Below are 15,355 nucleotides of genomic sequence, written 5' to 3' on the forward strand. Positions count from 1 at the left end.
GGGCATAAACATGGATGACCTTCGCAAAGAATACGAGCCAGAAGACACCGGCGGGTCCGCCCCCGCCGGCACCGATGCCGCATTCTTCGCGGACGCAATGGCAGCCGATGCCTCCGCCGGCGTCGGCTGCCATGGCGGCGCCGAATTGTCCAAGGCTGCAGCGCGTGCCGCCGGCCAGGGCGAATTGATGGACCGGTTCGAGGCAGACTATCCCAAGGGACCCCACGACCAGCCGCAATCCATGTGTCCCGCATTCGGCTCCTTGCGCGTCGGCTTGCGCATGCGCCGGGTCGGAACCATCCTGTCGGGCTCCGCCTGCTGCGTCTATGGGCTCACCTTCACCTCGCATTTCTACGGCGCCAAGCGTTCGGTCGGCTATGTGCCGTTCAGCTCGGAAACGCTGGTCACCGGCAAGCTCTATGAAGACATTGTCGAGGCCGTGCATCAGATGGCCGATCCGGAAAAATACGACGCCATTGTTGTCACCAATCTCTGCGTGCCGACGGCATCAGGCGTTCCGCTGCAGATGCTGCCGCGCGAGATCGATGGCGTGCGCATCGTCGGCATCGACGTGCCGGGCTTCGGCGTGCCGACCCATGCCGAGGCAAAGGACGTCCTGTCCGCCGCGATGCTGTCCTATGCCCGCCAGGAGGCCGAGGCCGGCCCGGTTCAGCGGCCCCGCGCGGGGCTGAAGGACAAGCCGACCGTCACCCTGGTCGGCGAAATGTTCCCCGTCGATCCCGTCGTCATCGGTGGCATGCTGGAGCCGATGGGTCTTGCCGTCGGACCAACCATTCCGGTGCGTGAGTGGCGCGATCTCTATGCCGCACTCGATTGCGCCACGGTGGCCGCGATCCACCCGTTCTACACCGCAACTTTCCGCGAATTCAAAGCCGCCGGCCGCAGCATCGTCGGCTCCGCGCCGATCGGCCTTGATGGCACCGATGCCTGGCTTCAGGCGATCGGTCGCAATTGCAACGTCCCACAGGCCTTGATCGATGGGAGCCGCAACGCCATGCGCGGAGCAATCTCGGCGGGACTGGCGGCCAACCGCATCAATGGGCGGATCACGCTGTCGGGCTATGAAGGCTCAGAGCTCCTTGTCGGGCGGCTGCTCGTCGAGCTGGGTGCCGATCTGCGCTATGTCGGCACCGCCTGTCCCAGGACGCCCTACAACAGCGATGACGCCGAATGGCTCGCCGCCCATGGCGTGATCGTCCGCTTCCGCGCCTCGCTGGAGCAGGATATCGCCGCATTCCAAGAGTTTCGTCCGGACTTGGCCATCGGCACGACCCCGGTGGTGCAAAAGGCCAAGGAAGCCGCCACTCCGGCACTCTATTTCACCAACCTGATTTCGGCCCGTCCGCTGATGGGGCCGGCTGGCCCCGGCTCCCTGCCCTCGGTCATCAATGCCGCCATCGCCAACAAGGATCGTTTCCTGGCGATGAACGCCTTTTTCGAGGGCGTGGGTAGCGGCGATACCGCCGGCATCTGGCAGGACGTACCGGCAGATCGCAGCGCGTACCGCAAGAAATATGCCGCCAAGGTCAAGCAATCGCGCAACGCCGTCGACAATGGGGAGAGTATCGGATGCTGATCCTCGACCACGACCGGGCTGGCGGCTATTGGGGCAGTGTCTATGCCTTCACCGCCATCAAGGGCTTGCAGGTGATCATCGACGGCCCCGTGGGTTGCGAAAATCTGCCGGTGACCTCGGTCCTGCACTATACCGACGCCCTGCCGCCCCATGAATTGCCCATCGTCGTCTCCGGCCTGTCGGAAGACGAGCTCGGCCAGCACGGCACCGAAGGCGCCATGAAGCGGGCGCGGCTTGCGCTGGATCCGGATTTGCCGGCCGTGGTCGTCACGGGCTCGATCGCCGAAATGATCGGCGGCGGCGTGACGCCCGAGGGCTCCAATATCGTCCGGTTCCTGCCGCGCACCATCGACGAAGACCAATGGCAGAGCGCCGATCGCGCGCTGAAGTGGCTCTGGACCGAATTCGGCCCCAAGGGCGGCAAGGTGCCTGCGCCGCGCCGCCGGCCAGAGGGTGCTAAGCCCCGGGTCAATATCATCGGACCGATCTACGGCACCTACAACATGCCGTCCGATCTGGCCGAGATCAGGCGCCTCGTGGAAGGCATCGGCGCGGAGATCAACATGGTCTTTCCGCTCGGCAGCCATCTGGAGGATGTCCGCAAGCTCGCTGATGCCGACGTCAACATCTGCCTTTACCGGGAATTTGGCCGGCTTCTGTGCGAGGCGCTGGACCGCCCCTATCTGCAGGCGCCGATCGGCATCCATTCGACGACCGCCTTCCTGCGGTCTCTGGGAGAATTGCTGGGGCTGAACCCCGAGCCTTTCATCACGCGGGAAAAACACACCACGTTGAAACCGCTCTGGGATCTCTGGCGCTCGGTCACCCAGGATTTCTTCGCGACGGCAAGCTTTGCGGTCGTTGCCAACGAGACCTATACGCGCGGCCTGCGCAATTTCCTCGAGGAGGAGATGGGGCTGCCCTGCACCTTCGCCGTACCGCGCAAGCCGGGAGCCAAGACCGACAACCAGGCAGTACAGGACCTCGTCGCTGGCAAGCCGCCGATGATCATGTTCGGCTCGTTCAACGAGCGCATGTACATGGCCGAGCGCGGGCAGCGCGGCAAGTTCATCCAGCTGTCCTATCCCGGCGCCATTGTGCGTCGCCATACCGGCACGCCGGTCATGGGCTATTCCGGGGCTGGCTGGCTGATCCAGGAGGTCTGCAACGCCCTCTTCGACATGCTGTTCGAGATCCTGCCAAAGGCGGGAGAGCTCGATGCCATCGAGCCCACCACGACACGCCGCAGCGGGGAATTGCCCTGGGCGGCCGATGCGCAGGCTCAGATCGAACGGCGCATCAGCGAAGAACCCGTGCTTGTCCGCATCTCGGCTGCCAAGCGTCTGCGCGACGCCGCCGAGCGGGAGGCACGGCGCGAGAATGCCGCGGAAGTCACAAGCCGTCATGTCGAGGGCGCAGCCAGGCTGACCGGCGCCTATGCCTGACCAGGAATTCACGACCCGTCGATGGACGGCAAGGAGGTAGAGCATGCATCGCAGCAGCACATACAAGATGGCCACGGACGCTGAGCGGAACCGCAGGTCGGAGCGTGCCCTCATGCGGCAGCTGTTCCTGATCTCCTATCCCTTGTGCCTGATTGCGGCGATCACCCATCGGATCGCCTTGTATTTCGACAGCCACGCAAGCCGGCCGGACCAGTCGGTTTTCGCCGAGGCCCGTTCTGCGGCCTATGCAGCTGTCGGTTACGCGTTCCACGCGTGACATCTGTTTGCCGGTGTTCTCGACACCGACAATGCCCCGGTGGTGCCGTTTTTCGCGGTGTCACCGGAACCCCGCCGCGGGGGCGCCGCGGTGTTCGAGACTAGGAGGTGAGTTTGATGGCTGAAACATCAAATGTTTCACTTTCGGGTCTGACCGAAAGCGAAGCTCGCGAGTTCCACGGACTGTTCATCCAAGGCTTCATGATATTCACGGCGATTGCGATCGTCGCGCATATCCTGGTGTGGATGTGGCGTCCCTGGATCCCGGGGCCAGAAGGTTATGTGTCCCTGGAACACATCAACCAGACGGCTCAAGCGCTTCTGCCGATGTTGGCATAGGGAGAGCGCAACATGTGGAGAATCTGGCTGATGTTCGATCCGCGCAAAGCGCTGGTCGCACTGTCCGTATTCCTGTTCACGCTCGCCATTCTGATCCACTTCATCCTGTTGAGCACGGATCGGTTCAACTGGCTCGAGGGCAAGCCCCTCAAGACCAGCGCAATCGAACAGTCCATCTCATGGGACGCGGGTCAGCGCCTTATCGGCTGAAGCACAAATCGGCAGCGGGCGCGGCCGGTCAAACGGTCCCGCCCGCCGCCAATCTGGAACGACGACATCGCCAACCGGCTGACCACCTCTGGAGGATACGTAAATGGCGCTGCTGAGTTTTGAACGCAAATATCGCGTGCGAGGCGGAACGCTGATCGGCGGCGATCTGTTCGACTTCTGGATCGGGCCGTTCTATGTCGGCTTCTTCGGGGTGACCACGGCCTTTTTCGCCACCCTGGGCACGGCCCTGATCCTCTATGGCGCGGCCATCGGCCCGACCTGGAATATCTGGCAGATCTCGATCGCGCCGCCGGACCTTTCCTATGGCCTGGCGCTCGCGCCGCTGAAGGAAGGCGGGCTTTGGCAGCTGATCACGGTCTGTGCGCTCGGGGCCTTCATCTCCTGGGCGCTGAGAGAGGTCGAAATTTGCCGCAAGCTCGGCATCGGCTATCACGTGCCCTTTGCCTTTTCCTTCGCCATCTTTGCCTATGCCACGCTGGTCGTCTTCCGGCCGCTGTTGCTGGGCGCCTGGGGCAACGGCTTTCCCTACGGAATTTTCAGCCACCTCGACTGGGTGTCGAACGTGGGCTACCAATATCTGCATTTCCATTACAATCCGGCCCACATGATCGCCGTGTCGTTCTTCTTCACGACGACGATGGCGCTTGCGCTGCATGGCGGCCTCATCCTGTCCGCAGCCAATCCCGGCGCCTCGATCGACGAGCCCGGCAAGCAGGCCGAGGTCAAGACGCCGGAATATGAAGATACCTTCTTCCGCGACATCATCGGTTATTCGATCGGCACGCTCGGCATCCATCGGCTGGGCCTGATACTGGCACTCAATGCCGGCTTCTGGAGCGCCGTCTGCATCGTGATCAGCGGGCCCTTCTGGAACCAAGGCTGGCCGCAGTGGTGGAACTGGTGGCTCGAGCTGCCGATCTGGCGCTGAGGGGGGCCGGACCATGGCACAATATCAAAACATCATCACGCCGATCCAGGTCACCGGACCGCTGGAACACGGAATGCCGCTGCCGCGGGGCGACAGCCCGCGAACCGGTCAACCATTCTACGTGCGCCTGTTCGGCATCATCGGCAATGCGCAGATCGGACCGATCTATTTGGGCTGGCTTGGCACGTTGTCCATCGTGTTCGGCTTCATCGCCTTCGAAATCATCGGTCTCAACATGCTGGCCTCGGTGGGCTGGGATCCGATCCAGTTCGTCCGGCAATTGTTCTGGCTGGGTCTGGAGCCGCCACCGGCGAAATACGGGCTGAAGATCCTGCCACCCCTTGCCGAAGGCGGCTGGTGGCTGATGGCAGGCTTCTTCCTGACCCTGTCTGTACTTCTGTGGTGGGTCCGGGTCTACCGGCGCGCCCGCCAGCTGGAACTGGGAACCCATGTGGCCTGGGCCTTTGCCTCGTCGATCTGGCTGTTCCTGGTGCTCGGCTTCATCCGCCCGCTGCTGATGGGCAATTTCTCCGAAGCCGTGCCATTTGGCATCTTCCCGCATCTGGATTGGACGGCTGCATTGTCCATCCGCTACGGCAATCTTTACTACAATCCGTTCCACTGCCTTTCGATTGTCTTCCTTTATGGCTCGGTCCTGCTGTTTGCCATGCACGGCGCGACGATCCTGGCCGTTGGCAAATATGGCGGCGAGCGCGAGCTGGAACAGATCACCGATCGCGGCACGGCATCCGAACGCGCGGCCCTGTTCTGGCGCTGGACCATGGGCTTCAACGCGACCATGGAATCCGTTCACCGCTGGGCCTGGTGGTTTGCCATCCTCACCCCGCTCACCGGCGGCATCGGCATCCTTCTGACCGGAACGGTTGTCGATAACTGGTACCTGTGGGGTGTCAATCACGGTCTCGTATCACCGCTGCCGACCTTGTGGCCCGGCGTGGTCGATCCGGCGGCGCAATAGGGAGAAGGACGATGAAACTCTGGATTCCATTCGCCGCATCAGCCGGCGCGCTGCTGACCATCGCCAGCTTCGTCGGTGCCGGTTGGGATGCCCCGCCGGTTGCCAGCCAGCAGATCGGCTATCGTGGCACCGGCATGAACCATCACAGCGACCTCGAAAAGCAGGTGGCGCTGCAGGCAGCCAACGTTGTGCCGCCCGCCCCCTGGGAGCCCGATCCGACGGGCGACAAGGCCAGCGCGCTTTATCAGAACGTCCAGGTGCTCGGGGATCTCTCCGATGACCAGTTCAACCAGTTCATGGCCTCGATCACCGAATGGGTCGCTCCGGAAGCCGGTTGTAACTATTGCCACAATCCCGAGAATATGGCCTCCGACGAGATCTACCAGAAGGTGGTCGCTCGTCGCATGATCCAGATGACCCAGGCCATCAATGTCGATTGGCAGGCCCATGTCGGCCAGGTCGGCGCCACCTGCTACACCTGTCACCGTGGCCAGGCGATCCCGGCAAACTACTGGTACGAGGATCTCGAACCCAAGCCGGCCGGCAACATGACCCAGAACCGCCAGGGCCAGAATGTCGTCGCTGCCTTTGCCGGTGGGTCGTCGCTGCCGCAGAATGCCTTGAAGGATTACCTGCTGGGCGACAAGCCGATCCGCGTCCACTCGACCACGGCTCTGCCGACCGGCACGAACCTGGCAGGCACCAAGGAGACGGAAGCCACCTGGTCGCTGATGATGCATATGTCGGAATCGCTGGGGGTCAACTGCGTCACCTGCCACAATTCCCGCGCCTTCAATGACTGGGACCAGAGCCCGCCCCAGCGCGTCACCGCCTGGCACGGCATCCGCATGGCGCGCGATCTCAATGCCAACTACATGGTCGGCCTGACACCCGTCTTTCCGGATCACCGCAAGGGACCTGAAGGCGATGTGTTCAAGGTGGGCTGCGCGACCTGCCATGCAGGCGTGCAAAAACCGCTCTACGGCGTCTCGATGCTGAAGGAATACATGGACTCCCTCGGCAAGAAGGGCCCCACCACCGTACCGGACTTCAGCACCTATCAGCCCGGGACGACCCAGATCATGGCGCCGGCCCCGCAAAGCAGCCATGTGCCCGCCTTGACCCACGACCAGCAGGCAGCATCCGCCATGCTGCCCTTCAAGATCGAACCGTCGAGCAACTGAGACGGCCTCCCAAGGCAGGCCGCAAGAGGAAGGGGAGCTTTCGGGGCTCCCCTTCTTTTATTGTCTGCAGTGTGGAAACTGGGTGTGGCAGTGGCGGATGAGTGTCAGGCCGCGTGCCTGAAGGTCAGGCCGGGGAAGCGCTGCAGATAGATCCGCAGCCAGGGCGTGAAATCCTGGGGGCTGGCGATAAGATCCAGCCTCAATTGTTGCAGCGAAACCCAGCGCACCGCATCGACTTCGCTGGGCGCCGGGCGGATATCGAGCGATCGGCTGTCCACCTCGGCACTGAACAGCGTGACGCGTTCATGCTCGCGCAATCCGGAACCGACATCGGCGGCATATTCCACCGTCTGGTGGCGCGTCAGCGGCACGGTGAAGCCGAGCTCCTCCTGCAATCGGCGCTCTGCGCAGATCTCCAGGCTCTCGTTCCAATGCGGATGCGTGCAGCAGGTATTGGCCCATTGGCCGGAGCAGTGATACTTGGTCGATGCCCGCTTCTGGATCAGCAGCCGATCGCCATCGAAGATGAAGACCGATACGGCGAGATGCAGAACGCCATCGACATGGGCCTGCATCTTGTCGATGGAGTAGAGCGAGCCGTCGGCCGCGATGGCCGGAATCTGGATACCCGCTGTCATGATCGCTCCGCTATCGTCTTTGCGTGTCTAGACGTCCCATGTGGCCCTTGGCAAGCCGTTATGCAACGGCGCGCGCCAGGGCGCATTTCGACCATAGCGACGAAAGCGCATCGGCCAGGTGATGGATATCGCCTTCGCTATGCAGCGGGGTCGGCGTGATGCGTAGCCGCTCGGTGCCCACGGCGACCGTCGGATAGTTGATCGGCTGCACATAGATGCCGAAGTCGTGGAGCAACACGTCCGAGATCCATTTGCACTTCGAGGCATTGCCTACCATCACGGGCACGATGTGGCTCGGATTGTGCATATGGGGGATGCCCCGTTGATCCAGCGCCTTGCGCACCTTGGCCACCGTGGACTGGTGCAGGTGCCGTTCGAAGCTGCTTTCCTTGAGATGACGGATCGAGGCGGTGGCGCCGGCCGCCAGTGCCGGCGGAATCGCGGTCGTGAAGATGAAGCCCGATGCGAAGGACCGGACGAAATCGATCAGAACAGAGGGACCGGTGATATAGCCGCCCATGACGCCAAAGGCCTTGCCCAGCGTGCCCTCGATAACGGTAATGCGGTCCATCAGGCCTTCGCGCTCCGCCACGCCGCCACCGCGCGGCCCATACATGCCGACACCGTGGACTTCATCGAGATAGGTCATGGCGCCGAACTGGTCGGCCACGTCGCAGATCTCGCGGATCGGCGAGATATCGCCGTCCATCGAATAGACGCTTTCGAAGGCCACGAGCTTCGGCGCTGCCGGATCGTCGGCCGCCATCAACTCCCTCAAGTGCTTGTAGTCGTTGTGGCGGAATTGCCGCTTGATGCAGCGGGAGTGGCGAATGCCCTCGATCATGGAGGCGTGGTTCAGCGTGTCGGAATAGCAGATGATGCCCGGGATCTTCCCGAGCAGCGTGCCGAGCGCTGCCCAGTTCGAGACATAGCCCGAGGTGAAGATCAGGGCGCCCTCCTTGCCGTGCAGATCGGCCAGTTCGCGCTCCAGCAGCACATGGTAGTGGTTGGTGCCCGAGATATTGCGGGTGCCGCCGGCGCCTGCCCCGCATTTGCGCACAACTTCAATCATTCTTTCCGTGACGATGGGGTTCTGGCCCATGCCGAGATAGTCGTTGGAGCACCATACGGTGACATCGCGGATCTCCCCATCCGCGTGATGGAAGGCAGCCTTCGGAAAGGCCTGACAGTGGCGCTGCAGCTCGGCAAACACGCGATAATTGCCGGCCTTGTGCAGCCCTGCGAGTGCATCTTCCATGTGCTGGAGCATATCCATCAGTCTTTCCTCTTCCCGATCGTATCGTGTGCGACGGCTCCCCATGACGCCCTGGGCGTTGCGGGTAGCGCTCCTTGAATGGCCGTGACGCGGTCCGATGGACGGCGTTGTGCCGGTTTACGCTTGTCCTTGCGCGCCATCGCCCAGCGCCATAGCGCGGTGTCGGAGACGGGAAGGACAAGAATGAGATGTTCGATGATGGCGAGCGCCATGAAGGTGGCGAGCAGCGTATGCCCGACCACGTCGTGATCCGCGCTCGACCTGGCGGCGCCGATCACGAGGATTGCAAATACGCCCGTGGCTGCGGCAAGCAGGATCGGAAACAGCGGCGTTGTCCGGTCCGTTCGGAAATGCCGCTTCAGATGCGTGATGCCGCTCGGCATGAGCTCGCTGACGGCATGGGGTGCCCCCAGAAAGATCAGCATCTTGGCCGAGATCCGCATGACCCAGAGCAGGCCGAAGGCGGCAAGTCCGTAAAGATTGGCGGCATCCGACAGGGCAAACCACAGCAGCAGGACCGTGATCAGGATCGCAATTTCATGGTCCCGGACGGCCTGCCAGGCGGCCTTGAAACGGGCAAAACCAATAAGCCCGACAGGGCACTGGCTGCGCCGCCCGGTGACCAGCCCCGAAAGAAAGGCTGCCTCGTGCCATGCCCAGATGAGCAGGGCACCGAAAAAGCCCGCATAGGAGCCCAGCACTGTCTGTTGAGCGGCACCATACAGCATCAGGCCGAAACCGCCGGCGCCCACGAGTGTCATGACCGCCATCAGCACCAGGCTGCGGCGGGCGGTATTGGACCGATAGACCAGCGCGAGCACGAGCCCGGTCGAAAGCCACCACACGGAGATGGCGATCAGGACGACGGCGAGCGGGTGCGCGAGCGGCATCAGCGATCTCCCTACCAGACCGGCTGCAGGCGCGAGATGGCGGGGATGGTGTTCGATTTCGTTGGGATGGCATACATCCGCACGAAATTGATAGCCGCAGCGGCGGACCAGAAGCCCTTGGCGACCCGCCCAACAAGGCCGCCACGTTCATTGGCGGCCATCACCTTGCGATTGATACGCTCCATCCGGCGGAAGCCTTCGCGCAGCGCGGGATTGTCGAGGTCCAGAACCAGCGGGAAGCACTGCCTTGATATTTCCGAGGTCAGCCGGAACACCCGCATGTCATAGTCGTCGATGTCGACACCCAGCGCCTTGTGGAACTCGGGCCGCATATGGTCGCGGACATACATCGTGGCAAAGACTGCCAGCAGGAAGAACTTGATCCAGTACTTGTTCAACCCCTCCATCAGCCGCTTGTCGGAGCGGATGATCAGCGAGAAGGCTTCGCCATGGGAGAATTCGTCATTGCACCACTGGCGGAACCACTTGAAGATCGGGTGGAAGCGCTGCTCCGGGTGTTTCTCCAGGTGCCGGAAGATGGTGATGTAGCGGGCATAGCCGATCTTCTCGGAGAGATAGGTGGCATAGTAGATGAACTTGGGCTTGAAAAAGGTGTATTTCTTCGCCTTGGCTAGGAAGCCCATGTTCACTCCGATGCCGAACTCTTTCAGCGCATCATTGATGAAGCCGGCATGGCGGGATTCGTCGCGGCTCATATAGCCGAACAGCTCGCAGATCTCCTGGTTCTTGCCGCGGCGCTTCATCTCCTTGTAGAGCACGCAGCCGGAGAATTCAGACGTCAGCGACGACACCAGGAAGTCGATGAATTCCTCGCGCAGACCGTCGGGAAGCGCGTCGATGTCGATGTCGTCCCAGTCTTCATTGCGCTTGAAGTGCCCGCGGTTGGGGTCGCTCTTCATCTGCGCGATCAGGACGTCCCATTCCGCCCGCACCGGCTCGACATTGATCTTGTCCATCTCGTCGAAATCGGTGGTGTAGAAGCGGGGCGTGAGCATGGTGGAGACCAGCGCGCTGCGGGTCGTATCATTGACGCCTGCCATCCGCTCCTCGACCGTTGGCTCGTGATCGGTCAGATGGCTTGGGGAAACATGGTTGTTCATGACAATGCCCTCTCCGTGAAGCTGAATTCGCACAATTCCATCATGTCCAGGTCGCCGGTGGCGCGCGTCCAGGCGCGCTCCAGGGCGCCGGCCCGGGTGATCGTTGCCTTGCGCCGGAACTGCTGGGTCGAGCCATATGGGATCGAAACCGGCGCGCCGTGAACCAGGACCTCGTCACCAGGATGCACGATGACGCCGTTGTCGAAGCGCAGATGCGCGCCAAGCGCCTCGAAGGTGTTGTTGATCTCTACGGTGCAATCGACCAGTTCACGTCGACGCATCAAAGCGAATACGGGATTCATGGGCGTGGTCCTCCTTTTGGATCAAGCAGTGCGGCAAATGCGGTCGCCTGGTCGCGGCCGAAAGCCTCGAGATAGATGCGTTCCCCGGTTGCCGTGTCAGACAGGCTGACGCGGCCGGTATTCCATTGGATGATGCGGTAGGCCGCGTCTGCGGGCACGGCAGCCACCTGGCGCATTCGCTCGAAGGCGCGCAGCGAACCGCGCACGAAGCCGCCGGCCTTAGGCGGGTAGACGGCAACGGTCTGGCCGGTCGCAGCGTCGGTCACGACGACCGTATCGCCAGCGCCACGGGTGATCGTCACGTCCCGCACGGCGACCGGCTGTCCGGCCTGCTGCTTCACCAGGCCGATGCCTGTCGCCTGTCCGAAGACGACCGCTGCGGCGGAGAAGGCAAGCAGGGCGATGGCGGCCAGGATGATGCCGGCGGGCATGCGCTTGGTTGGCTTGCCCTTGCGTCCGAGATAACCGAGGCTGAGTGCGGATGACATGGCTTTTCTCTTACTCGGCTGCGACTTGGGCCTGGGCAAAGCCCGGCGCATTGATCGGCATCCGCTGCCCCCGGTCAGCCCGGAACACCGAGGCGCGCGTATAGGCGAGCGCCAGGAGATCGCTGACCGCCTCGGCATCATCAAGGCAGATCAGGCTGGGTTCCGGATGGGAAAAACGCCATCCGCGTACATGCGGCCACTGCACCAGCCAGGACAGGCGCGCACCGGGCCGAAGGGCAATTGCAATCGTTCCCGACTTGTCGCCGCCGAGTTTGCCGAGCGCCATCGTGTCGATCTGCCGGTAAGGCAGGTTCAGCGTCATCGACAAGGCCACCCCGAACCGCATGACCACCCGTTCGCTGGTGATCGTGTAGAGGGTCGTGCGTTCCACGCCCCAGGCGAACAGCTCGATCATGCCGAGCACGGCGGCGGCAAGGCCGATCAGCACCGCCACGGAAAACAGAATGCCGCCAAAGGGCTGGGCATCGGCATAGCCTGAAGCCGCGGCCCAAACTGCCAGCACCACGAAATAGAAAGCGATCCAGTGGCTCTTGAGCGCGTGGCGGGACACGAGCCGCGCCGAGGGCCGACCCTGCCAGAGGATCTGTTCACCCTCCGGCAGCCTGCCGGGAAGTCCCGGAATCGGCTCGATTTCATGCTCTCGCGTAACGAACTGTTTCACAGCAGCGACTCCTGCCGTTCGCGCAGGGCATAGAGCAGGCCGGCGCCGAAATAGGCCATGATCTTGTCTTCCTCGCGCAGCGTCACCGTTTCCGGCTTGGCCGTCGCTGGGACATCGGCGAACTGTTCGGAGGTCACCGCATGGACGTAGAGATGGCGAATGCCGCCCCGGCCCGTCTGCACCACGACGAAATTGTTCGGCAGCAGGACGGTGCGCACCGCCTCGCCCGTGCCGACGGCCACTTCGTAGTAGCGGATCAGTTGCTCCGCGCGGTCAACCCAGACATCCGTGACGGTGCCGGCCGGCCTGCGGTCGCAACCCAACACGGCCAGCCCGCGCGGATCGACCTGGCCTTCGGCGATGCCGAAGCCCTCGGCCACCCGCAGCGGCACGATCCGGGCGTCGCCATGGGCCGTCATGTCAGGCTTTTCGGCACGCTCGGCCCAGGAGCCGGGACCGACTCCCGCCAGAAGCGGATTGCCGACCGGCTCGATCGGATAGCCCGGGGCCGGCGCGACGCGGCGGGCCGCCAAAGGCCTGGTGTCGCGCACGAAATCCGGCACCTGCTTCGTTCCCTGCCCGTGCGGCAGGACGAAGGTCTTCTGCGGCGGTACGAACAGGAAGGGATGCTTGTTGTAGTGTCCCGTGGCATCCGCTTCGAGCGGATAGCCTTCGCGCCGGTCTTCTTGCCGCAGATACCAGATGAGGCCGGCGAAGAAGATCCAGAAGGCGTAGAGCACAACCTGCGCCACGTCGAGATTGCCGCCCAGAGATCCGATCATGTTTGCCCCTCCAATTGATGGCGCGCGCCGGCATTCAGCCGGGCATCTCCGCCAGGCCAAAACGCATGTCTGTGTGATGATTGCTGCCGCGGTGGCGCAGGCCCGTCAGGGGACCGAGCACCGCAAGGCAGACGAACATAAGAATGATTTCAAAGGTGTAGACGACGAGATAGCCCGAAGCGCGGCTGGTCATGGCCTCGCCGAGACTGCCGCTCAGCGCCAGTGCGTTGACGCCGCTTTTCAGCACTCCGGCCAGCAGCATGCTTGCACCGATCGCCGTTGCCTGCACGGCACCCCAGGCGCCGACTACGATGCCGCTGTCGGAGCGCTTCGAGATCGCCATGGCGCCCAGCATGGTGCCGACGGCAAACAGCCCACCGCCAAGGCCGACGCCGGCGGCGCCGATGTAGAACAGGCCGTCGAGATCCAGCGGTTCGGCGAAAATCACGGCCGAGAAGGCGGCAATGCCGACCAGCAGGCCGCGCGCGGCGATCCGGTACATCTCCCCGCCCCTGTCCAGGCTGCTTGCAGCCCAGAAGAAGCCGGCCATCGTGCCGGCGGCCCATAGCCCCGTCAGCAGCGTCGTATGTCCAACGGACATGCCGAGAATTTCGCCGCCATAGGGTTCCAGCAGCACGTCCTGCATGGAAAAGGCAGCCGAGCCAACGGCAACGGCCAGCAAAAGGCGCATGGTGCCGGGATCGCTGCGATAGGTGCTGAGCGCCTCCAGGAATCCCGGTTGACTGCGGTCAACTGCCGTCAGAAGCGGCTTGCGGGCCTCCTGCTTCCAGATGGCTATCACATTGATTACCATGGTGAAAAGCGCAGTGGCCTGGATGACCTGGATAAGTTGCTTGGCCGAGAAATCGACAAGGAAATAACTGTAGAACAAGGACGCGGCCATCATGCCTGCCAGCAGCATGACATAGAGCAGCGCCACCACCCTTGGCCGCTTCTCGGCCGGCACCAGATCGCTGGCCAGCGCCAGGCCCGCCGTCTGCGACATATGCATACCAAAGCCGGTCAGCAGGAAGGCAAGGCAGGCCCCGGCCACGCCGGCCCATTCCGGCCCCACCGTCTGGGATTGCATGAGCAGCAAGGCGAACGGCATGATTGCCAGCCCGCCGAACTGCAGCAGGCTGCCGAGCCAGATATAGGGCACGCGCCGCCAGCCCAGCACGGACCGGTAGGTATCGGAACGATAGCCGAAGAACAGCCGGAGCGGAGCGGCCAGCACCGGAATGGCAATGACCGCGGAGACGAGATCGACGCGCACGCCGAGTTCGACGATCAGCACGCGGTTCAGCGTGCCGTTGAGCAGAACCATGACGCAGCCGACGGAAATCTGGAACAGGGATAGCCGCATGAGCCGCGACAGCGGCATCTCGGCGCTGGCCGCATCTGCAAACGGCATGAACCGCGTCCCCAGCTTTTGCCAGAGCCCGATCAGCCTGCGATTGGCGGCACCGATCCTCATGCGCGCGTCACCTCCATGGCCTGGGAGGTGTAGAAACCGATCGAAACCCGCTCTGTGCGGCCGATCGACCAGTCCGCCATGCCTGGCTTGGCGACGAGATTGCCGACCAGCGCCGAAGTGTCGACCGGGTAGATCGCCGGCGAACGATTGCCGCGCGGGAAGGCGCGACCGGCCGCCAGCATGGTGCGCAACAGGCGCGAGCCGGGGGCCAGCGTGAAGGCAAGGCGCTGCGAGGTGCGGGCGGCCATCTGCTCGATCACGCGTGTAGCATCGGCAGGGCTGTAGTGGATCAGCACGTCCATGGCGATCATGGCATCGAAATGCCCATGCCGCGGATCGAGCATATCCCCGCTTTCGAAGCGCACGGAACCCCGGCGCGACCGGTCTGCTGCGTGCTGCTCCATGGCCCGCTGCCGGGCAAAGGCGATCATCTGGGCGGAAAGGTCGATGCCCAGCACATCGGCGCCGCGTTCCACCAGTTCCAGAGAGAGCGCGCCCGATCCGCAGCCGGCATCCAGGATCCGCCAGCCCGTCAGGTCTTCCGGCAGCCAATCGACCAGCGTCCGGCGCATGGCATCGCGGCCCTTGCGCACGGTGGCCCGGATGCCGCCAACCGGTTGGTCGCCGGTCAGCCGCTTCCAGGCGTCCAGAGCGGTGCGGTCGAAGTAGTGCTCGATCTCGCCGGTTCGTCTGATGTAGTCGGTCTGGCTCATGGCGTGT

18 protein-coding genes are annotated in these 15,355 nt (G+C 63.3%); 8 read left to right on the forward strand and 10 right to left on the reverse strand.

The features are described 5' to 3' along the window. The first annotated feature begins 97 nt into the window (after window positions 1-97). The 8 genes from bchY to pufC all read left to right on the forward strand — a co-directional run bounded on the left by bchY (window position 98) and on the right by pufC (window position 6,979). A complete protein-coding gene (gene bchY, locus B9A97_RS04200; RefSeq protein WP_244564127.1) occupies window positions 98-1,597 on the forward strand; it encodes a chlorophyllide a reductase subunit Y in 1,500 nt (499 codons plus the stop codon). Beyond that, window positions 1,591-3,042: a chlorophyllide a reductase subunit Z gene (gene bchZ / locus B9A97_RS04205; protein ID WP_084363739.1), complete on the forward strand. Its 1,452-nt coding sequence runs from the start codon at window positions 1,591-1,593 to the stop codon at window positions 3,040-3,042. Before bchY ends, bchZ begins: the two co-directional genes overlap by 7 nt. A 43-nt stretch (window positions 3,043-3,085) precedes the next feature. Continuing rightward, a complete protein-coding gene (locus B9A97_RS04210) occupies window positions 3,086-3,319 on the forward strand; it encodes a hypothetical protein (protein WP_084363740.1) in 234 nt (77 codons plus the stop codon). 116 nt (window positions 3,320-3,435) lie between these two features. Further along, complete coding sequence (gene pufB, locus B9A97_RS04215; RefSeq protein WP_084363741.1) at window positions 3,436-3,657, forward strand: light-harvesting antenna LH1, beta subunit; 222 nt, start codon at window positions 3,436-3,438, stop codon at window positions 3,655-3,657. 12 nt (window positions 3,658-3,669) lie between these two features. After that, complete coding sequence (gene pufA / locus B9A97_RS04220; RefSeq protein WP_084363742.1) at window positions 3,670-3,867, forward strand: light-harvesting antenna LH1, alpha subunit; 198 nt, start codon at window positions 3,670-3,672, stop codon at window positions 3,865-3,867. 103 nt (window positions 3,868-3,970) lie between these two features. Further along, a complete protein-coding gene (gene pufL, locus B9A97_RS04225) occupies window positions 3,971-4,816 on the forward strand; it encodes a photosynthetic reaction center subunit L (protein ID WP_084363743.1) in 846 nt (281 codons plus the stop codon). A gap of 13 nt (window positions 4,817-4,829) precedes the next feature. Beyond that, complete coding sequence (pufM, locus tag B9A97_RS04230) at window positions 4,830-5,795, forward strand: photosynthetic reaction center subunit M (RefSeq protein ID WP_084363744.1); 966 nt, start codon at window positions 4,830-4,832, stop codon at window positions 5,793-5,795. A gap of 11 nt (window positions 5,796-5,806) precedes the next feature. Further along, complete coding sequence (gene pufC, locus B9A97_RS04235; protein ID WP_084363745.1) at window positions 5,807-6,979, forward strand: photosynthetic reaction center cytochrome PufC; 1,173 nt, start codon at window positions 5,807-5,809, stop codon at window positions 6,977-6,979. Between the two features lie 104 nt (window positions 6,980-7,083). Here the strand turns inward: pufC and idi are convergent, their stop codons facing one another. Genes idi through bchM form a run of 10 tightly spaced genes read right to left on the reverse strand, consistent with a single transcriptional unit; the run spans window position 7,084 to window position 15,348 of the window. After that, window positions 7,084-7,617, reverse strand: a complete 534-nt coding sequence (gene idi, locus B9A97_RS04240) for an isopentenyl-diphosphate delta-isomerase (RefSeq protein WP_084363746.1) — start codon at window positions 7,615-7,617, stop codon at window positions 7,084-7,086. Between the two features lie 58 nt (window positions 7,618-7,675). Further along, window positions 7,676-8,893: a 5-aminolevulinate synthase gene (hemA, locus tag B9A97_RS04245; protein ID WP_084363747.1), complete on the reverse strand. Its 1,218-nt coding sequence runs from the start codon at window positions 8,891-8,893 to the stop codon at window positions 7,676-7,678. Next, entirely contained in the window at window positions 8,893-9,783 is an 891-nt protein-coding gene (puhE, locus tag B9A97_RS04250; RefSeq protein WP_084363748.1) for a putative photosynthetic complex assembly protein PuhE, read from the reverse strand. The genes hemA and puhE overlap by 1 nt, the downstream gene beginning before the upstream one ends. Window positions 9,784-9,794: 11 nt before the next feature. Further along, a complete protein-coding gene (gene acsF / locus B9A97_RS04255; protein WP_084363841.1) occupies window positions 9,795-10,844 on the reverse strand; it encodes a magnesium-protoporphyrin IX monomethyl ester (oxidative) cyclase in 1,050 nt (349 codons plus the stop codon). Between the two features lie 56 nt (window positions 10,845-10,900). Then, entirely contained in the window at window positions 10,901-11,206 is a 306-nt protein-coding gene (locus B9A97_RS04260; protein ID WP_084363749.1) for a hypothetical protein, read from the reverse strand. Beyond that, window positions 11,203-11,694, reverse strand: a complete 492-nt coding sequence (gene puhC, locus B9A97_RS04265) for a photosynthetic complex assembly protein PuhC (RefSeq protein ID WP_084363750.1) — start codon at window positions 11,692-11,694, stop codon at window positions 11,203-11,205. The genes B9A97_RS04260 and puhC overlap by 4 nt, the downstream gene beginning before the upstream one ends. Before the next feature lie 10 nt (window positions 11,695-11,704). Continuing rightward, on the reverse strand, window positions 11,705-12,376 hold the full coding sequence (gene puhB, locus B9A97_RS04270) for a photosynthetic complex putative assembly protein PuhB (RefSeq protein ID WP_084363751.1): 672 nt from the start codon (window positions 12,374-12,376) through the stop codon (window positions 11,705-11,707). Next, window positions 12,373-13,158 (reverse strand): photosynthetic reaction center subunit H, encoded by a 786-nt coding sequence (gene puhA / locus B9A97_RS04275; RefSeq protein WP_084363752.1) that lies wholly within the window; start codon window positions 13,156-13,158, stop codon window positions 12,373-12,375. The genes puhB and puhA overlap by 4 nt, the downstream gene beginning before the upstream one ends. Window positions 13,159-13,192: 34 nt before the next feature. Then, window positions 13,193-14,635, reverse strand: a complete 1,443-nt coding sequence (locus tag B9A97_RS04280) for a BCD family MFS transporter (protein ID WP_084363753.1) — start codon at window positions 14,633-14,635, stop codon at window positions 13,193-13,195. Beyond that, the gene (gene bchM / locus B9A97_RS04285; protein ID WP_084363754.1) at window positions 14,632-15,348 is read right to left on the reverse strand and encodes a magnesium protoporphyrin IX methyltransferase; all 717 of its coding nucleotides are present in this window, start codon (window positions 15,346-15,348) and stop codon (window positions 14,632-14,634) included. Before bchM ends, B9A97_RS04280 begins: the two co-directional genes overlap by 4 nt. Window positions 15,349-15,355: the final 7 nt, after the last annotated feature.

This window comes from Rhizobium sp. RU36D, from assembly GCF_900176345.1.
Classification (GTDB): Bacteria; Pseudomonadota; Alphaproteobacteria; order Rhizobiales; family Rhizobiaceae; genus Allorhizobium.